This window comes from Undibacterium sp. GW821-FHT07F11, from assembly GCF_059418665.1.
The window spans coordinates 177,537-197,931 of record NZ_JBWKQH010000001.1; the positions used below are offsets into that span (position 1 = coordinate 177,537).

The 20,395-nt window shown below is 51.9% G+C and carries 10 protein-coding genes; all 10 read right to left on the bottom strand.

Features of this window, described 5'->3' with window-relative positions; all coding sequences use genetic code 11:
* Window positions 1-121: 121 nt before the first annotated feature.
* Window positions 122-3,400, bottom strand: a complete 3,279-nt coding sequence (icmF, locus tag AC07OI_RS00765) for a fused isobutyryl-CoA mutase/GTPase IcmF (RefSeq protein ID WP_495255968.1) — start codon at window positions 3,398-3,400, stop codon at window positions 122-124.
* A gap of 295 nt (window positions 3,401-3,695) precedes the next feature.
* Window positions 3,696-7,313 carry an indolepyruvate ferredoxin oxidoreductase family protein gene (locus AC07OI_RS00770; RefSeq protein WP_495255969.1) on the bottom strand — a complete coding sequence of 1,206 codons (3,618 nt, stop codon included), beginning with the start codon at window positions 7,311-7,313 and terminating at the stop codon, window positions 3,696-3,698.
* A 438-nt stretch (window positions 7,314-7,751) separates the two neighbouring features.
* Window positions 7,752-8,234 (bottom strand): hypothetical protein, encoded by a 483-nt coding sequence (locus tag AC07OI_RS00775; RefSeq protein WP_495255970.1) that lies wholly within the window; start codon window positions 8,232-8,234, stop codon window positions 7,752-7,754.
* Between the two features lie 86 nt (window positions 8,235-8,320).
* Window positions 8,321-9,583: a sugar MFS transporter gene (locus AC07OI_RS00780; RefSeq protein ID WP_492704145.1), complete on the bottom strand. Its 1,263-nt coding sequence runs from the start codon at window positions 9,581-9,583 to the stop codon at window positions 8,321-8,323.
* Window positions 9,584-9,630: 47 nt separating this feature from the next.
* The gene (locus AC07OI_RS00785; RefSeq protein ID WP_495255971.1) at window positions 9,631-10,632 is read right to left on the bottom strand and encodes a glucokinase; all 1,002 of its coding nucleotides are present in this window, start codon (window positions 10,630-10,632) and stop codon (window positions 9,631-9,633) included.
* Entirely contained in the window at window positions 10,629-13,217 is a 2,589-nt protein-coding gene (locus AC07OI_RS00790; RefSeq protein WP_495255972.1) for a glycoside hydrolase family 3 protein, read from the bottom strand. The genes AC07OI_RS00785 and AC07OI_RS00790 overlap by 4 nt, the downstream gene beginning before the upstream one ends.
* A gap of 113 nt (window positions 13,218-13,330) precedes the next feature.
* Complete coding sequence (locus AC07OI_RS00795; protein ID WP_495255973.1) at window positions 13,331-14,161, bottom strand: glycoside hydrolase family 16 protein; 831 nt, start codon at window positions 14,159-14,161, stop codon at window positions 13,331-13,333.
* Between the two features lie 64 nt (window positions 14,162-14,225).
* Window positions 14,226-16,928 carry a TonB-dependent receptor gene (locus tag AC07OI_RS00800; protein ID WP_495255974.1) on the bottom strand — a complete coding sequence of 901 codons (2,703 nt, stop codon included), beginning with the start codon at window positions 16,926-16,928 and terminating at the stop codon, window positions 14,226-14,228.
* A gap of 325 nt (window positions 16,929-17,253) precedes the next feature.
* Complete coding sequence (locus tag AC07OI_RS00805) at window positions 17,254-18,699, bottom strand: GH1 family beta-glucosidase (RefSeq protein WP_495255975.1); 1,446 nt, start codon at window positions 18,697-18,699, stop codon at window positions 17,254-17,256.
* A 601-nt stretch (window positions 18,700-19,300) separates the two neighbouring features.
* The gene (locus tag AC07OI_RS00810) at window positions 19,301-20,329 is read right to left on the bottom strand and encodes a LacI family DNA-binding transcriptional regulator (protein ID WP_495256342.1); all 1,029 of its coding nucleotides are present in this window, start codon (window positions 20,327-20,329) and stop codon (window positions 19,301-19,303) included.
* Between the last annotated feature and the right edge of the window lie 66 nt (window positions 20,330-20,395).

A 20,395-nucleotide genomic window follows, 5' to 3' on the forward strand; every position in this document is an offset into this window, starting at 1 on the left:
ACGCTGAGAAATTCATTCAGCGGGATGCAGTACAAGGCGCAAAGCACAGCAATACGTCGGTATTGCGCGCATTTGCAACGCAGTAATGCGCCCGCTTAATGGATTTATCGGCGTGACACAACTACATGTTGCGACGATATTGCCCTCCTACTTCAAACAGCGCAGTCGTAATCTGCCCCAGCGAACAAACCCGCGCCGCATCCATCAACCTTGCAAACACATTCTCATTATTGATCGCCGCCTGCTGCAAAGCCGCCAATGCATTCGGTGCCACATCCGCATGACGGCCATGGAAATCCGCCAGACGTTGCAACTGCGATTGCTTTTCTTCTTCAGTCGAACGCGCCAGTTCTATTTTTTGTGGTGTGTCATTGGCTTTAGGATTGCGAAAGGTATTCACACCGATGATAGGCAAAGTGCCGTCATGTTTCAGGTGTTCATAGTGCATGGATTCTTCCTGTATCTTGCCGCGCTGATAGCCGGTTTCCATTGCACCGAGTACACCACCGCGTTCAGCAATGCGCTCAAACTCTTGCATGACGGCTTCTTCTACCATGTCAGTCAGTTCTTCGATAATGAAGCTGCCCTGGATAGGGTTTTCATTTTTCGCCAGACCCCATTCGCGATTGATGATGAGCTGGATAGCCAAAGCACGGCGTACAGATTCATCCGTAGGCGTGGTGATTGCCTCATCATAGGCATTGGTGTGCAGGCTGTTACAGTTGTCGTAAATCGCAATCAGGGCTTGCAGCGTGGTGCGGATGTCATTGAAGTCGATCTCTTGTGCATGCAGGGAACGGCCACTGGTCTGGATATGGTATTTCAGTTTCTGGCTGCGGTCATTCGCACCATATTTGTCACGCATTGCCACTGCCCAGATACGACGGGCAACACGGCCCAGCACGGTGTATTCAGGATCCATGCCATTGCTGAAGAAGAAGGACAGGTTGGCCGCAAAATCATCAATGTGCATGCCACGTGCCAAATAGGCTTCGACGAAGGTGAAGCCATTCGACAGCGTGAACGCCAGTTGAGAAATCGGGTTCGCGCCTGCTTCGGCAATATGGTAACCAGAGATTGAGACAGAATAGAAATTGCGCACCTGGTGATGGACGAAATATTCCTGGATATCGCCCATGACCTTCAGCGAGAATTCTGTCGAGAAGATGCAGGTGTTCTGACCCTGGTCTTCTTTCAGGATATCTGCCTGCACCGTGCCGCGCACGTTCTGCAATACCCAGGCACGTATCTTGGCGGATTCATCGGCAGTCGGCTCGCGCTTGTTATCGACGCGGAATTTTTCCATCTGCTGGTCAATCGCAGTATTCATGAAAAAGGCCAGTATCGTCGGTGCCGGACCATTGATGGTCATCGATACCGATGTGGCCGGATCACACAGATCAAAGCCATCGTACAAAACTTTCATGTCTTCCAGCGTCGCGACGGAGACGCCGGAATTGCCAACCTTGCCGTAGATGTCCGGACGTATGGCCGGGTCTGCGCCGTACAGTGTCACTGAGTCAAAAGCAGTCGACAGGCGTTTCGCATCCATGCCTTGCGACACCAGCTTGAAGCGACGGTTGGTACGGAAAGGGTCACCCTCACCGGCAAACATGCGGGTAGGGTCTTCGCCCTCGCGTTTGAAGGCAAATACACCGGCGGTAAACGGGAAAGAGCCGGGCACGTTTTCCAGCATCAGCCAGCGCAGGATTTCGCCGTGATCGACAAAGCGTGGCAAAGCCACTTTGCGTATCTTGGTACCAGACAGGGATTGCTGTACCAGGCGGGTGCGTATTTCTTTGTCGCGAATCTTGACGACATATTCATCACCGGCATAGGCAGCCTGCATGTCTGGCCACATGCTGATGAGTTTTTTGGATTCGCCATCCAAACGGTTTTCACGTTCAGTAATCAAGTCATCAAAATCAGCAGACTTGCCAGCCACTGACAGCATGCGCTTGCTTTCTTGCAGTTGCTGGCGTTCACGCGCAATCAAAACCTGCTTGCCGGTATTCTTGTGATAGGCGCGTACCGTGTCAGCAATCTCAGCCAGGTAACGACTGCGGGCTGGTGGCACGATGACATTTTTGGCGCTGGAATATTTCACGTCTATGGCAGCCAGTTTGCTGGGCTTCGCCAGCAAACCACGTTGCACCAATGCTGGCAAGATGCCTTGATACAGGGCAGTCACGCCGTCATCATTGAAGCGTGAGGCTTGCGTGCCGTAGACTGGCATTTCATCCGGCTTCTGTGTCCATAATTCGCGGTTGCGCTGGTATTGCTTGGCAACATCGCGCAAGGCATCCTGCGCGCCTTTGCGGTCAAATTTATTGATGGCGACAAAATCGGCAAAATCCAGCATGTCGATTTTTTCCAGCTGTGACGCAGCACCAAATTCTGGTGTCATGACATACATGGAGACGTCGACATGCGGCACAATTGCAGCGTCACCCTGGCCTATGCCTGAAGTCTCGACGATGACCAGATCAAAACCGGCGACCTTGCAGGCCGCAATCACATCTGGCAAGGCTTGCGAAATCTCGGAACCGGCTTCACGGGTTGCCAGTGAACGCATGAAGACCTTGAGCTTACCCTTCCAGGGGTTGATGGCATTCATGCGTATGCGGTCACCCAGCAAGGCACCGCCAGATTTGCGGCGCGATGGGTCTATGGAAATCAGGGCAATGTTCAGGTGATCATCCTGGTCCAGGCGTATGCGGCGTATCAGTTCATCCGTCAGTGAAGATTTACCTGCCCCCCCAGTACCCGTGATACCCAGGGTTGGTGTCTTGCTGACTTTTGCTACTTCCATCAATTGCGTGCGCAATTCTGGCGCGACCTTGTCGTTTTCCAGCGCCGTAATCAATTGCGCCAGCGGGCGGTGCTTATCGGCGATATCGCCTTGCTGCAATACTGCCAGCGTCGTTGGTGCATAGCCAGAGAGGTCACTGTCGCAAACCTGTATCATCGACAGGATCATGCCCACCAGTCCCATGCGCTGACCATCTTCAGGGCTGAAAATACGGGTCACGCCATAGGCATGCAGGTCGGCTATTTCTTCCGGCACGATGACACCGCCGCCGCCGCCAAATACTTTGATATGCGCACCGCCGCGTTGCTTGAGCAGGTCTATCATGTATTTGAAGTATTCAACATGGCCACCCTGGTAACTGGAAATGGCAATGCCCTGGGCATCTTCCTGCAAGGCGGCTGTGACGATTTCTTCTACCGAACGGTTATGGCCCAGATGGATCACTTCTGCACCATTCGCCATCAAAATGCGGCGCATGATATTGATCGAGGCATCATGGCCATCGAACAGGGAAGCGGCGGTAACAAAGCGCACTTTGTTGGCAGGTTTGTATTCAGTCAGGTTCTGGGCAACGGACAGGTCAGTCATGTCTTCCTCATCGGTCTTGTTTTATCACAATGATTATTGTCTTTTGGCAACAATCACTGTGTTTGGGTTAGGCTAAGTTATATGACGTTAACGTAAACGTCAATATGAAAATGTAAAAGGACAATCTCAAGCTGGGCGTGGCTTATGGCAGCAAAATGTCTGAAAAGCTTCATGAACATTGGGTTTTAATAAAATACCAACTATCCATACAATTGCCAACACAAGACTATAGACTCCAGACTGGCAAGCAAGGCTTCCCGCCCGACTTGCCAGATTGCAGATTGCCAATAGGAAATTACGCTACGCGCGACACTTCCTTGATCACTGTTGTATTTTGAGGCTTCAGTAAAACTGCTTTCTCTGCATGATACGCCTGCATGGCCTTTTCTTTGACATGGCCATAACCGCGTATTTTTTCAGGCAGGCTAGCGAGGGCAACGGCCTGTTCCAGATTGTCTGCATTCAAACCCGCAGCAAGCTTTTCCATCAGTGCGGTATATTCAACAATGAGGGCACGTTCGGCCTTGCGTTCTTCTGTGCGGCCAAAGATATCCAGTTCCGTACCACGCAAGCCCTTGAGTTTGGCCAGCAGCTTGAATGCCTGCCAGACCCAGGAACCATATTGCGCCTTGACCAGATGACCCTGCCCATCTTTCTTCGAGAAGATAGGCGGAGCCAGATTGAATTTCAGGCTGAAGTCGCCTTCAAACTGTTGCTTCAGTTTCGCGGCGAATTCGCCATTGGTGTACAGACGTGCGACTTCATACTCATCCTTGTATGCCATGAGTTTGAACGCATATTTGGCAACTGCCATGCTGAACTTGTTACCAGCGTTCAATGCAGATTCAGCCTTGCGGACCTTATCGACCAGGTCCACATATTGTTGGGCATAGGTGGCATTCTGGTAATCCGTCAATACCGCAATACGGCGTTTGATGAGTGCATCCAGGCTTTGCGGCATCTGGATGACAACAGGCTGGCCAGGGATGGCGATTTTTTCAACGCGGGCAAAATCCACCGCTGCACGGCGGCCCCAGAGGAAGGCTTTCTTGTTGGCTTCGATCGCCACGCCATTCAGTTCTATGGCGCGCAACAAGGCTGTTTCGGATACCGGTATCGCGCCCTTCTGGTAAGCAAAACCCAGCATGAACAGGTTGGTAGCGATAGAGTCACCCATCAGTGCCGTTGCCAGCTTGGTGGCATTGATGAAATCAACATTGCCGCCGACTGATTCAGAAATCAGGTGCTCTACTGATTCCAGCGGGAATTGCCAGTCAGGGTTCTTCGCAAACGGGCCAGTCGGTTGTTCATGGGTATTGATGACGGCACGGGTACGGCCTGCGCGCATCTTGGAAATCGCGTCATGTGCGCCAGCGGTCAAAATATCGCAACCCAAAATCAGGTCAGCTTCACCAGTCGCAATGCGCTGTGCACGCAATTTGTCAGCCTGGTTGACGATGCGTATATGCGAAGTCACTGAGCCATTTTTTTGCGACATGCCTGTCATGTCGAGTACCGACGCGCCCTTGCCTTCCAGATGTGCGGCCATGCCCAGCAGGGCACCAACCGTGATCACGCCTGTGCCGCCTATGCCGTTCAACAGGATATTGTAAGAGCTTTCACAGGCTGGCAATTGTGGTTCTGGCAGCGCGCCAAAGTCATCAGTCTTTGCCGTGCCAGTCTTGGACTTGACCAACTTACCGCCTTCTACTGTAACAAAGCTGGGACAGAAACCCTTGACGCAGGAATAATCCTTGTTGCAGGACGACTGATCTATGCTGCGCTTGCGGCCAAATTCCGTCTCCACCGGCATGATGGACGTACAGTTGGATTGCACGCCACAGTCGCCACAGCCTTCGCAGACCGCTTCATTGATGAACATGCGCTGGTTAGGGTCAGGGAATTCGCCTTTTTTGCGGCGACGGCGTTTCTCTGCGGCACAGGTCTGGTCGTAAATGAGTACGGTCGCGCCGGGGATGTCGCGCAACTCACGCTGCACCGCATCCATGTCCTTGCGGTCATGCAGGGTCAGAAAGCTCGGCAGGTTGGAGCGATCGGTATAACGCGACAAATCCTCAGTCACCAGGGCGATGCGCTTGACACCTTCTGCCGCCATCTGCTGTGCCATCATAGGTACACTGATAATGCCATCGACAGGCTGACCACCCGTCATGGCAACGGCATCGTTATACAAAATCTTGTAGGTGATATTGACCTTCGCAGCGACGGCTGCGCGTATTGCCAGGTAGCCGGAATGGAAATAAGTACCGTCACCGAGGTTCTGGAACACATGCGGCAAAGTCGAAAATGCGGCCTGCCCTATCCACGGCGCACCTTCGCCACCCATATGGGTCGTCAGTTTATTGAATTCAGGGTAAATCGCCGTTGCCATGACGTGGCAACCAATACCAGCCAGTGCCAGGCTGCCTTCAGGCACCTTGGTCGAGGTATTATGCGGGCAACCTGAGCAATAGTAAGCTGGGCGCGCTGGCGTATTGACTTGCTTGCTGAGCACCACATCCTTGGCTTCCAGAAACGCCAGGCGTGCCTTGATGAGGTCGCTGGTATGGAAGCGGGCTATGCGTGAGGCAATCACGCGGGCAATTTGTGCTACCGAGAAATCAGCTTTCGAGGTCAACAGCCATTCACCACGCGGATGTACCCATTCGCCTTTTTCATCAAACTTGCCGATAACGCGCGGACGCACATCGTCGCGCCAGTTATATAGTTGTTCCTTGAGCTGGTACTCGACCATCTGGCGTTTTTCTTCAACCACCAGGATTTCATCGAGCCCCTGGGCGAATTCACGCACGCCGTCAGGTTCCAGCGGCCAGGGCATGGATACCTTGAACAGGCGTATGCCTATCTCGGCTGCGAATTTTTCATCGATGCCCAGTTCTTCCAGTGCTTCCAGCACATCGAGGTAAGACTTGCCTGAGGCAACGATGCCCAGGCGCGCAGTCGGGCTGTCTATGGTGACATGGTTGAGTTTGTTGATACGGGCATAGGCCAGGGCTGCATAGATTTTGTAATCCTGCATCAGGGCTTCCTGCTTGCGTGCCTGGATACCCAGGGTGTCCAGAGACAAACGGGTGTTCAGGCCACCTTCAGGCATGACAAAGTCTTGCGGTATCTTGATTTGCAGACGGAAAGGATCAGCATCCACAGACGAGGTGGACTCTACCGTATCCGCCAGCGCCTTGAAGCCGACAGCGCAGCCAGAGAAACGCGACATGGCCCAGGCATGCAAGCCCAGGTCCAGGTATTCCTGCACATTGCTGGGATACAGCATGGGGATCATGCAGGCAGAGAAAATATGATCAGACTGGTGTGGCAGAGTCGATGAATACGCACCATGGTCATCACCAGCCACCAGCAAGACACCGCCATGTTTGGATGTGCCTGCATGGTTCATATGCTTGAAGACATCGGCGCTGCGATCCACGCCCGGGCCTTTGCCATACCACATGCCAAATACACCATCGTATTTGGCCGGGCCTATCAGGTCTACCGTCTGCGAGCCCCAGACTGAGGTGGCGGCCAGGTCTTCATTGACGCCGGGCACGAACTGCACATGGTTTTGCTCCAGCAGTTTTTTGGTTTTCCACAATGTTTCATCCAGGCCACCCAGAGGGGAACCACGATAACCGGAAATAAATCCCGCCGTATTCAAGCCCGCAGCAAGGTCGCGCTGGCGCTGCATCATGGGCAGTCTCACCAGTGCTTGTATACCTGACAAAAAGATCGTGCCGCTGTTCGACGTATATTTATCGTCGAGTTGCACATCATTCAATTGCGGGGGGCTGGTGATCTGGCTGGCTTCGAGTGCATCGCTGGATGCTTCTTGATTGCTATTGCCTGTTCTGGCAAGGGACGAGAGTCCAGCAGACTCCATGGTGGTGTCGGATGACATAAGGTGGCTCCAAAATTTGTGATTTAGATCGCAAAGAGCATGCGTTGCATCCGGTAAGACACAATTTTGCTCAGAGCCTATAGCGAGGTATCAGAGATAGGCTCTCGTTGCGTTGGTAGTGATAACTACCATTTTATTCGAATTCGACACAAAATTCGATATCAAGACGCTATCTGTATCACATCTGCCAACGTCAGATATGCTACGAAGGTGCTTGAGACCAAGCTGGTCGAATCAAAGAGACATCAAAAGAAGCTTTCGAAATTTCGCTGCAGCGCTTCTTCGACTTCCTTTGAAATCTGCTGTGTTCACAGTGTAGGTGGAATACGTCTTTGTGGAAAATATGGAATTAAAATATGGGTATCATGAAAAATGATACCCATGTCATACAAGCATGAACTTGCACTCAAGGGGAAATTGACGATGGGCTGAAAAACCTCAGTATGTGCGTTTCCATACAGCACGCAAGCCCAACGCGAAGAATATGCCTATCGCCAGCCAGATCACGGAAGCGACTATTTCAAAAGTATCCAGCCGCTTCAACCATGCAGGGTTAATCATGATCAGGGGGAAAAAGATCAGACCACGCACTACGCAGATAAAAGCGACCACAAACAAACCTGTGCGCAGCAATGGCAGGCGGTGCACAAAACCAGCCGCTGAAAAAGCATACAGGCTGCATAACCACATCAAGGCAGTGATCAGCAAAGTGCTGACCGGAGCAAGCCAGGTGCCTTGACGGGCTGACTCGACTACCGAGGGTGGTGCATGGAAAAAGTGGATCCAGTCTGCGCCACCGAGCAAGGCAATGATGTGCAACAAGCCACCAAGAAAAGCCGAGGTACCTGCCAGTGTCGCCCAGGGTTCTTTTTTTGCTGTAGTCATTTCTTTGCCGTCGGCTTGCGTATGGAGAGCGCTCATTATTGTTCATAAACATACTTCACGCAAAAAAAACGGGAGCATATAGCTCCCGCAATCTCCTGTAACGAAGAAAAAAAAAATCCAGTTTATTTGGTCGAGTACATGCCTGCATAACGTATGCCGAAATACAGGATGAAGGTATAGCAGGCTGCAGGCACATAGAAAGACACGTGCAGGCCTATGCTGTCGGCAAGGTAACCTTGCAGGAAAGGGACGAGGGCACCGCCGACGATAGCCATGCACAAAATACCTGAACCCTGCCCCGTCAATGGCCCAAGCTTGTTCAAGGCCATGCTGAAGATGGTCGGGAACATGATGGAATTGCACAGACCCACCGCCAGTATCGCCCACATCGCGAACGAACCATGACTATAGATGGCAGTGAGTATCAGGATGATGGCGGCAGCCGAATTAAATGCCAGGGTCTTGCCAGGACTGACCTTGCGCATGACGGCAAAACCGATGAAGCGGCCTACCATGGCACCGCCCCAATAAAAACCGACATAGTGAGCGGCGACTGCCGGTGTCAAGCCGCCTACATCTGCCTCACCCAGGAAATTGATGAGGAAGCTGCCTATGCTGACCTCACCACCCACATACAGGAAAATACCGATGGCCCCCATGACCAGATGACCATGCGACAATACCGATGCTCTACCGGTGCTGACTGTCGTATCGCTGTCTTCTGCGTGAGTAATTTTGGGCAGCCTTGCAAAAGCAAACAAGACAGCCAGCAACAGCAATGCCCCCGCCAGCATCAGGTAGGGCATTTGCACTGCAGCACCGGCGCTGGCACGATAAGTGACTTGTTCTGCCGCTGGCAACTGATTGATCTCTACTGCTGTCAGTGCAGCACCAGATAAAATCAATATGCCGCCAAGTACAGGAGCTACTGTGGTGCCCAGGGAATTGAAGGCTTGCGTCAAAGTCAGGCGACTGGATGCAGTCTTTGCTTCACCCAGTACAGTGACATAGGGATTGGCCGCCACCTGCAAAACCGTGATACCGGATGCCAGAACAAAAAATGCCAGCAGGAACAGCGCGTAGCTGCCCATGGAAGCAGGATAAAACATGGCACAACCAATGGCAGCAATCACCAGGCCAGTCACCGCGCCATGTTGATAGCCAATTTTCCTGATCAGCATGCCAGCCGGTATTGAGACAATAAAGTAAGCGCCAAAAAAACAAAACTGCACCAGTGTCGCCTGCACATAGCTGAGGGTGTAAATCGATTTCAGATGCGGGATCAGCACATCATTGAGTGAGGTCAGAAACCCCCACATGAAAAACAAAATCGTCACGATGACGAGAGAACTGGTCTGGCTTCTGGCATTGCCATCAGACGTCACGGCAGCAGTTGTCGGTAGTGAAGTTTCCAAGATATAGCTCCTTGTAGTTAATTTTTTTCCTGCTTGCCCAGATGATCAGCCAGCATGGCTGACACACCCAGGAAGGCCGGATATTCTTCAGTGATCAGGTAAGTTGGTATCTGCGCCAGAAAACTGCTGAGCCGCCCCTTGGCTTCAAAGCGTTGACGAAATGCCGATGCAGCAAACAAAGGCCCCAGCCTGGGAACAATGCCACCACCTATATACATGCCGCCCGTTGCGCCAAGAGTCAGCGCAACATTACCGGCCATGCTGCCGAGGATGGCGCAGAAATGCTCAACCGTGCGCAGGCAGTCTGCGCAACTGCCATCCAGTGCACGGCGCGTGATATCTGCTGCATCCAGGGTCTTGCCGGAGATGGCAGCACAGATCAATTCCAGCCCCTTGCCCGACAACAGGCGCTCTGCCGAGACATGCTCATATTGTTGCCACAGTGATTCGAGTATGCGCATTTCTTCCCGGCTTACTGGCGCAAAGCTGGCATGCCCGCCTTCACTGGACAAGGCAGCCCAGGAATTACCTGCGGGGATAATGCCGGATACACCCAGCCCCGTACCAGCACCTATCAGGCCGATAGCCGAACCCGGTACATCAGCGCCACCACCAATTTTCTGCAACTGGCTGGCATCGAGATAAGGCAAGGCCATGGCAAGCGCAGTGAAGTCATTGATGACCAGCAGACTGCTGAAGTCCAGTTGCCCACGCACGGCAGAAATGGAAAAACTCCAGTGATGATTCGTCATGCGAACGTTGTCACCATCAATGGGGTTGGCGATCGCAATAGCAGCGTGCGCTATTCTTGCATCATGTCTGATCTGCACTTGCCTGACTGTAGTGCTGGCGAGATAGCTTTTAATCGCATCCGGCAGACTGGGGTAATCAATGCAGGCCAGCACGCTGATCGCCTCAAACTGACGCTCTGCGGTTTCCAGCGCAAAACGTGCATTGGTGCCACCTATATCGGCCAGCAGGCGCGGGTAAGTCTGGTTGGTCTTCTGACTGAACATCATTTCAACTCTGCGCAGTTCAAGGTGTCCTGGTCTTTTGCCGCACCACCGACGATTTGTATATTCGTGAAGGCGGCACTGAAAGCGGCTGTGCTGCTGACGCTGAACGGAACATCCACACTATTAAGCTTGACGCCTTTCGCAGTGAAACAGGACAGGGGGACTTTGATGGTCTGCTTTTCTTTCTTGCCAGCCAACCGTTTGAAGGCTTCAGTCACATCCACACTGGCACTGCAATGGCTGCGGCTGTTGCCACCACAGTGCATGGACAGGCTGACTGTGCCTGCAGGTGCAGTTGCAACGATGGTGTCAAAGCTCAACGCGCCATCCTTGCTGGCAAAGGCAGGTATGGCTTTGCCTTGCGCAGCACGGGCTTCCATGCGTGCGGCACCGCTCCAGCTGACCAGCTTGGCATCTTGCTGGCTATTGACCTGTGCAGTCTGGACGCTGATGCCGGGCATATTCAATACGCGGTTCAGATCCGCCCCCACCGCCTGCTGTTCATTGCCGCTGACGACATACAGAGGATAAGTTGCACGGTCAGTCTGATTGAATACCGGATAAGCATTCGTCACACCGCAACCACCGGAAGGATATTTACTATCGAGCTTTCCAATTTTTGTCTTGCTGGAATAGTTGAGTCCATAGCCAAGCTTGAACAGAGGCGAATAGTTAGCCTCATCAAAATTCAGGCTGGTCTGGCACACTGACTTTGGCCATGAGAACGACAGCGTACCCTTGAAGTCATGCGCCACTTTGCCATCTGCGGCACGGAACAATACATCGGCCACACCCTTGCCTTCTGAACCTGGTAGCCAGGCGGCGACAAAACTGTCAGACAGATTCAACAAGTCGTTCACGTACAGTGGGCGGCCTGAGACAAACAGCGTCACTACAGGTTTACCCTTACCTGCTACTGCCTGCAACACAGCCAGGTCTTCAGGGTAGCGGCCACTATGACGCAAAGTACCAGCGGGGCCGATGTCGCCGTACATTTCTGCATACGGTGTTTCACCGATGACGGCTATCACGGCATCAAAGCGGCTGAGATCCACACCCCTGGCATCTGCACTGAACTCAACATTGGCATCACCCACGGCTGCCTTGATGCCCGTCAGTATGGAATCAGCATTCGGGAAGTCTGCATTTTTATTGTCCGTACCTTGCCAGGTCAGCGACCAGCCACCAGTCTGATTGGAGATATCATCCGCAGTCTTGCCAACTACCAGGATTTTTTTGTTGCGTGCCAGTGGCAAAGTAGCACCATCGTTCTTCAACAAGACCAGGGATTCACGCACGGCCTGCCTGGCCAGCTCACGGTCTTGCAAGGCATCCTGTTTGCCTGCATAGGTATTTTCAGATGGCTTTTTACCGAACAAGCCTGCCCGTAACTTGACGCGTATGATGCGCGTCACTGCATCATCTATCCTGCTCATGGGTATTTCGCCAGACTTGACCTGGGCGATGGTGTTGCTGATGAAAGCCTTCCAGACATCCGGTACCATGACCATATCAATACCGGCATTAATCGCTTGTGGGCAACTGTCGTTGCGGCAGCCAGGTACTTCACCTATACCATCCCAGTCGGTGACGATGAAACCATCGAAGCCCATTTTTGTTTTGAGCACATCTGTCAGCAGGGCCTTGCTGCCATGCATCTTGCCGTAGTTGGCGCCTGAGGTTTTATCGTTCCAGCTATTGTAAGAGGCCATCACGGTTTGCGCGCCTGCTGCCAGCGCGGTCATATAGCCTTGCGCATGCACATTGAGCATCTGCGTATTGGTGGACAGGTTGACACCCCTGTCCTTGCCCTGGTCCGTACCGCCATCACCCATGAAGTGCTTGGCAGTGGCAATCACATTGCCATCCTCCATGAATGAGCCCTGCAAGCCTTTTACATATTCACCGGCATACTGGCGCACCAGTGCGCCATCTTCAGAAAAGCTTTCATAAGTACGCCCCCATCTGTCATCACGCACTACCGCCAACGTAGGGCCGAATACCCAGGCAATGCCTGTGGCGCGCACAGACTTGCCCATGGAGCGACCTATCTGCGCCGCCAGTTGCGGGTTGTGGGCAGCGCCCAGGCCGATATTGTGCGGGAACAGGGTTGCGCCGTAGACGTTGCTATTGCCGTGTATGGCATCTATGCCCCAGACCACGGGTACTTTGACGGCCATGTCAGTCGCCATCGATGCTTCATAATATTTATCCGCCAGCGTAACCCAGTCAGCCGCCGTGCCGCGCTTATTATTGCGGTCTGGCCAGCTGCCACCACCATTCAGAACAGAACCCAGGTAATAGCGACGGACATCCTCCGGCGTGATGGACTTGATTTCAGGCTGTGTCATCTGGCCTATTTTTTGTTCCAGCGTCATGCCTGCGACAATCGCAGCGACCTTGGCTTCGATTGCGGGGTCCTTGCTGATGGTACTCTGAACCTGCGGCCAGGCTGAGAGGTTATTGGCAGGCATATTGCCAGGGCCAAATTGCTGCGAATTGCCAGTCGCAGCCAAGCTGATATTTCCCGCGCTGTAAGCCAGCATCAGGGCTGAGCCTAGTCCAAGTACGCCTGTCTTTAATTTCATGTTTTTACTCTTTATCGTTAATGAATCATCTGATCCACTTTGTCTCTGGATAAACGGATACTGCCTGCTTTTTACTGCTGAACCACATACTAATTTTTACGCCTGTTTTGCGTTTACGATTTGCGCTTGAATACACGCACATAATCCACCAGCATCTGTTGCGGGAACGCCGTGCTGGCATCGGGTGCGCCAGGCCAGTCACCACCTGTGGCCAGATTCAGAATAAGGAAATGCGGATGATCAAACACCCACTTGCCCGCCAACTGATCAGGGTGGACTGTTTGATATTGAATGCCGTCCACATACCAGCGTATTTCTGCGGCTTCCCATTCAACGGCATAGATGTGATAGTCATCGGCGAATTTGCCACTGGCCAGGCTGTATGGCTTGCCATTACCCTGCGCACCTGAATAGCCGGGGCCGTGCACCGTGCCATGTATGGTCGCAGGCTCTCTGCCTATGTTTTCCATGATGTCTATCTCGCCGCAATTGGGCCAGCCTGCGGTGCCTATGTTATTACCCAGCATCCAGAAAGCGGGCCATATGCCCTGGCCTGCGGGGATTTTTATACGGGCTTCAAAGCGGCCATAAGCTGTTTCCTGCAAGCCAGCAGTCTTGATGCGGGCTGAGGTATATTCGCGGCCTGAATAATTTTCTTTGCGTGCTTCGATGATCAGTTTGCCATCGGCGAGACGCAAGTTCTCTGTGCGACTGGTATAGAACTGCAATTCATGATTGCCCCAGCCATCGCCACCGGTTTCTTCTTGCCATTTGCGGTGATCAAGCGTGCTTCCGTCAAATTCATCTTGCCAGACCAATTCCCAGACCGGGCTACTGACTTGCGTTGTAACGCTGGGTTCGAGCACGGGGACTGCAACCTGGGTAGCGCTACCACCGCAGGCACACAAAAAAAACAGGCAAGCAAGAGTAAGGTATTTTTTCATATGGAGCTGATCCCTGTCGACAACAGCATGGCCTGCAAATACAGGCCATGCTGTCAGGCTTACATCAATAACTTACACCTACACGTACACCAAAAGAACGCTGGTCTATATAGCTGGCGCCCATTTTGCCGCCACCTGCATTCCAGCCATTGGTCTTGGCTTTGGCGTCGGTGAAATTGCGTACATAAGCTTCAGCAAACCATTTGTCATTCGGCGCTACCAGTTTCAGCGACACATCGCCCTTGGCATAGGCTTTCTGTGTCAGACCAATATGGGCATTGTCAAAATTGCGCAGGTCGAAATACACCTTGTCTTGCCAACGCATGCCTATCCATGGTGTCAGAGTATAACCATTGTCGAATGCAAACTCTTGCGAGAAATTCATGCCAAAAGTAAATTTAGGCGCATTCGGCATTTGGTTGCCTTCCAGATTGTAAGCACGGCGGCCACGCAATCTGTCATCAGTACCCAGATAAACTGCCGGACAGGGAACTGCACCAAACTCTGCGCGCTGGTCACAGGCATATCCATCATCATAGGAATCATAATCATGGATCACGCTTTTCAGGTAACTGAAGAAGCCCCCCAGTTTGGCACCCGGCCATGGACGATAATCCCACTCGGTTTCTATACCTGACAAATTGACTTTGGCAACATTGACTGTCTGCCACGCAGTTGCCACGTCACAAGTCGGTGCCCATGACGGGCAAGGCAGGTTGTCTGGCGTCGTGACCTTGGCCAGGAAGTTGCTGCCGGTTTGCTGCATGTCTTTATACTGCATGGCAAACAGGACGACGGACAAGGCCAGACGGTTATCCAGCAATTTGCCTTTGTAACCCAATTCAAAATTGGTGACAGTTTCTGGCTTATAGGTCAGGTAGGTTATCTGTTCTTTTTTATTGTCACCATACACGCAGGTAGTCTGGCCGCACTTGTTGGTACGGTCACCAAAGCCGCCGGATTTATAGCCAGTGGCCAAAGCCGCGTACACCATATCGCTTGGCGTCAACTGCGCTTGCAGACCGAGACGATAGGTGCCTTTACTCCAGCTGTCGCTATGGTCATTATTGGTGCCGGGACCATAACCCGCATAGGCGGCTGCACCACCGAGGGAACCCATTTGCGGCGTGATCTGGTTGCCATTTGGGGTACGGTAACTGTCAGTACCTGGGGTACCATAATCAAACATGCCGTTGTAGTAGCCATAGCTTTGGCCACCCCAGCTATTGCCACCATAATTCATACCACCTACGTCGGTCTTGGTATCACGTGTGTAGCGTGCGCCCACCGTAGCTGTCCAGACCGGAGTGAATTTCCAGTCCGCCTGTGCGAACAGGGCCTTGGAATCGATTTGACGGTCAGGCTGCGCGTAGAACTGGCTGATAGGGATATTGTTGGGGCCATAGTGCATCTGTTCCTGGCCAAAGTTGATGGCATTCTTTTCATGCATCCAGAATGCGCCAGCCACATACTGCCAGTTATCAAAACTCTGCTTCAGTTGCAGCTCATTCACGGTAGAGAGGTATTTGGAATTCAGGGTACGTGTGAGGTTATCCGAGATAGGCCAGACTGACCAGTTACCATCTACCGGATTACGGCCAGTGACTTCAAAAGCATAGGGCGAGACGCCACCATCATCATCATGCAATTGGCTGCGTTTCTGGTTTGCATACACAAAGCCGTATTCCAGCGTCGTGTTCTTGTTCATGTTCCAGATAGCTTTGGAACGTACGGTATCGATGGTCATATCGACCTTGCCCGGCACATTGATCAATACATCGTACTGACCACGCACACAAGCCCAGCGCGTACCGGCAGACTGATCACAATCACGCATGCCTATATAGCCAGCACCAGAGTCCTGGAAATGTTCATAGGCAAGTTGCCATTCCAGGTCATTGTTGACCTTCAGTCTGGCAGCCAAACGTCCTGCCCACTGGTTCTGGTTATTATAGCCGTCAGCCTTGGATACCTTGCTGTTGAAACGCTGGGTCACATCAGGTATGCCGTCCGGCTTCCAGCCCAATGCCGGAATATTCGCTTCCGAGAAGTCCTGCATCTGGTTGAACGGACTGTCCCGTGTCACCTTCATCAAAGTGGCACGCAGGGCCAGGTTGTCATTCACTGCAATATTCTGTATGACATTCAGGTTGCGCAAATTCAGGCTGCCAGTTTCCAGAGAAGCACTGCCATAGGTAGAACCAAATTCCGGTTTGGCCGGTATGATATTGATACTGCCTGCGGTTGAATTGCGGCCAAACAAAGTACCTTGCGGACCGCGTAATACTTCTACTTGGTCAAGATCAAACATCAGCGCTTGTGCACCTTGTGGACGCGGCGAATACAGGCCATCTATATGCAAGCCGGCAGAGGGGTCACCGATCTCGGTGAAGTTGGTGGCAGTAATGCCGCGTATGGTGATCTTGACGGCGGAGTCATTGGCCTGTCCATCCATTTGCACATTCGGCAATTCGCCGGAGATACCTGCCAGATTATTAATGCCTTGCTTGGTCAGTTTTTCCTGGCTGAAGGCAGTCACTGCCAATGGTGTTTTTAATAAAGATGTGGCGCGGCGGGTTGCGGTAACGGTAATTTCCTGTACTTCGTTTTTATCTGCGTCTGCTTTTTTTGTTTTGGATTTGCTATCTACTTCTGCGACTTTACTGCTTTCCTGATCTTGTGCCCATGTATAAGCTGTCAACTGTGCGCAGGCGCTGGCTACGGCCAGGCTTATCAGGGTACGCTTGGTTATTTGATGAAACATCATGTCTCCCATATTTTTTCAGTTATCGGCTGACGGTAGTGAACCTCACTAGCGGTCGCCGTGGTCCGCACATGGCTTGCATGCGCGTCTTACTGGTATTTTTGTTTTGGCTGGCATCTTTTTGCGCCATGCACATGTATTGCTGAAAACACTGCCCTGCATTACCCATAATGAATTAGTCATGGATAGATAATTCAATAATGGGAAGGTTTCCAATTTTATCGAAAATGCATAGTGCTACCCCCGTTTCTGTTTGTCAATGAAAATGTGTTCTTGGTACGCCCCGATATATCCTGCATGCGACAGACATATCGATTACATCTGCCTGCTAGGCAGTTGAGGATGCCTGCTGTTGTTGCGCTGCAGTAGTTACAGCAAACGTATCGTCTTTTGCTTTTCCTGCTCCCAGCAAAAAATCCCGGTACCAATGCGCGCTTAGTTTTAGAGTGCGTTTTTGCGTGACGAAGTCGACATACACAATGCCAAACCTGCGCGAGCAACCTTCAGCCCATTCGAAGTTATCCAGCAAACTCCAGAGGAAGTAGCCCTTGACCTGACAACCCAGGCGTATCGCGTCCTTGACAGCCAACAGATGGCGTATCAGATAGTCGCGGCGCAATTCATCCCTGATCTGGCCGTCATCATCAAGATGGTCATCATAGGTTGCACCGTTCTCTGTGATGTACATGGCATGCGGTTGATAATCGTCCTGTATGCGCTTGAGCAAACTGGTCATGCCTTCTGGAGCGATTTCCCAGCCAAAGGCAGTACGTTCAACACCTACCGCATCCACCAGGCGCGTATTCAATGGCGATGCGCCGGGTGCGTGTTCTATGATTTCAGGAAAATAGAAATTCACCCCCAGAAAATCAGTGGAAACTGCCATGGCCTGCAGATCCCCTTCGTGTACCACCGGGACATATTCTCCCAGCGCCTGCCAGACATCCTGTGGGTAGCCACGGCCATACAGGGGATCGAGATACCAGCGATTGCGCAAGCCATCGTGCAAGCGGGCCGCCGCGAAGTCTTCAGGCTTGTCGCTGGCTGCAGAAATAGGATGGAGATTCAGTGCCAGGCCTATTCTGGCATCTGCGACATTGGCACGTATTACCGGCGTTGCCAGACCGTGCGACAGCAAGACATGATGGCATACCTGGATTGCTGTCTTGAAGTCTTTGATGCCTGGCGCATGGATGCCGTCCGCATGTCCCAGCATGGTTGTACACCAGGGCTCATTGTGGGTAATCCAGTGCTTGACCCTGTCACCCAGATGCTCTGTGACGACATCGGCAAATTCAACAAAAGCGTGCACAGTATCACGCGATGCCCAGCCGCCCTGGTCTTGCAGGTATTGCGGCAAATCCCAGTGATACAGTGTGGCCCAGGGTTGCAGGCCACGCTCCAGCATGCCATCTACCAAACGCGAATAGAATGCCAGCCCCTCAGGATTTGGTTTGCTGCCAGGCCCGGAAAATATGCGTGGCCAGGAAATGGAGAAGCGGTAAGCATTGCTGCCCAGGCTTTGTGCAATATCCAGATCTTCAGGCCAGTGATGATAATGGTCAGAGGCTACGGCGCCACTGCTGCCATCACGTATGGTCCCTGCTTGCTCACAAAAACTGTCCCAGATGGATGGAACGCGGCCATCTGTCGCTGCCGCACCTTCTATCTGATAGGCAGAGGTTGCAGTACCCCATAAAAAGTCGCTGTTAAAATCTGTGCGCTGCAACTGTGTAGCAAGTGACGGAACTGCATGAAGAAGATTTTTGCTCATATTTTGCTTGCTCAATCTAAAGTTGATTCAAATTAAAATTATTTGGAAAGCTTTCCAATTATAGTTAAAAAATTTTGAGTATTTACTACTCAGAATTTTTATACGCACTTATTGCAAACTCTTTCCTGTGTCCCCACCCAGCTACTGCCCGCTCCAGAGGGCAAGATGGATGAACTACCAACTCATCTGCGTGGCAAGACTGTTTGCAGACAGTAGCCAGGAGATCTACGGCATCCATTAGCTGCGAAAAAACCCGCGCACACTTTGTATCAGCCCAGCCTTAAATCACTGAGGCCTCGCTAATTCCCGACCTTACAGACTGCAAACTACTTGAATTTCAGCATTCACTATTCACAAATATTTGATACAGCCATTCAGATACAGGTGGAATAACATTCAGCTTTTTAATTTCATGGAAAGGTTTCCATAATTTCATAAAAAAAATGAATAGTCAAGAAAACCATTCACTCTTTTTAAACTTATTTGCGCTCTTTCTACAACAGGCTTTCACACCAAAAACTCAGCCAGACTTAAGCACACTCAACAAGTCCTTCTGCTGTTTTGTCTGAACTTTCAGGCTAAAAACTAAACATCACGGTCATCAGCCAGCCTTGTTTCGCTGCTGCGCAGGTTTCGCCAGGGATGCGCGCATAGTCACTTTGATCGGGTAATCACGTGTGACTGGCCTTCTTAGCCCATAGCAACGGTTCAATAATTCATTCAATGCACTGAGCGTGACATCACGCCATGGAATATGCACGGAAGTCAGTGGCGGTGCGGCATAGGCTGCGCTCATGGTGTCATCGTAACCGATGACGGACACATCATGCGGCACGGAAATACCAGCTTGCTGGAAGTAAGACAAGGCTCCCAAGGCCATTTCATCATTCGCGCAAAACAGGGCTGTGAAGGGGCGGCCTGATTCCAATAATTCTTTGGCGCAATTCCAACCACCTTCAGGTGAAAAATCGCTCTCGGCTATCCACATCTTGCCAGTGTCAATTCCTGCATGGCTGAGTTCTCCAAGGAAACCGTTGATCCGTTCCACATTATCCGGCGCGGTCGATGGACCAGCGATGACTGCGATATGTTTGTGCTTGTATTCAAGCAGGGCGCGTGCAGCCATGACGCCGCCATGCACATGGTCAGCAGTAAAGCACTGGCTAGCGATGGTTTTTGAATCATGGTTCAGGACGACCAGACGGTCACGTTTTTGACCGAGGATAGAGAAGTCCTCATCCGTCAGTACATTACTCATGACGATGAGGCCATCGCAACCACGCTCCATCAGGAATTCTATGCCTTCTACACCCTGCCGCCGTTCATCACCTATGCCCACGCCAAACGCAACCACCATATGCAAACCAGCCAGACGCAATTCGGTGTCGATGGACTGCAGGATGGGCATGTAAAAAGTACCCTTGAGCACAGGGATATACACACCTATCATTTGCGAATTGCCAGACAACAAGCTGCGCGCGGCATGGGAGGGACGAAAATCCAGTTCTGCAATCGCTTTACGCACACGCTCCTGCGTCTTTAAAGACACCGACCCTTTGCCGCTGACGACGCGTGAAGCCGTGCCCAGTCCCACACCCGCCAGGCGGGCCACATCCTTGATAGTCGCCACTTGATTCTTTTCCATGTTTATCATCCGGCCAGTATATTAAAAATTTACCCCGACTATCGTAAATTA

What these genes read in the sequence shown, in the direction of transcription:
- icmF (WP_495255968.1), bottom strand. Translation starts at nt 3,400, where the DNA reads ATGACTGACCTGTCCGTTGCCCAGAACCTGACTGAATACAAACCTGCC.
- AC07OI_RS00770 (WP_495255969.1), bottom strand. Translation starts at nt 7,313, where the DNA reads ATGTCATCCGACACCACCATGGAGTCTGCTGGACTCTCGTCCCTTGCC.
- AC07OI_RS00775 (WP_495255970.1), bottom strand. Translation starts at nt 8,234, where the DNA reads ATGAGCGCTCTCCATACGCAAGCCGACGGCAAAGAAATGACTACAGCA.
- AC07OI_RS00785 (WP_495255971.1), bottom strand. Translation starts at nt 10,632, where the DNA reads ATGATGTTCAGTCAGAAGACCAACCAGACTTACCCGCGCCTGCTGGCC.
- AC07OI_RS00790 (WP_495255972.1), bottom strand. Translation starts at nt 13,217, where the DNA reads ATGAAATTAAAGACAGGCGTACTTGGACTAGGCTCAGCCCTGATGCTG.
- AC07OI_RS00795 (WP_495255973.1), bottom strand. Translation starts at nt 14,161, where the DNA reads ATGAAAAAATACCTTACTCTTGCTTGCCTGTTTTTTTTGTGTGCCTGC.
- AC07OI_RS00800 (WP_495255974.1), bottom strand. Translation starts at nt 16,928, where the DNA reads ATGATGTTTCATCAAATAACCAAGCGTACCCTGATAAGCCTGGCCGTA.
- AC07OI_RS00805 (WP_495255975.1), bottom strand. Translation starts at nt 18,699, where the DNA reads ATGAGCAAAAATCTTCTTCATGCAGTTCCGTCACTTGCTACACAGTTG.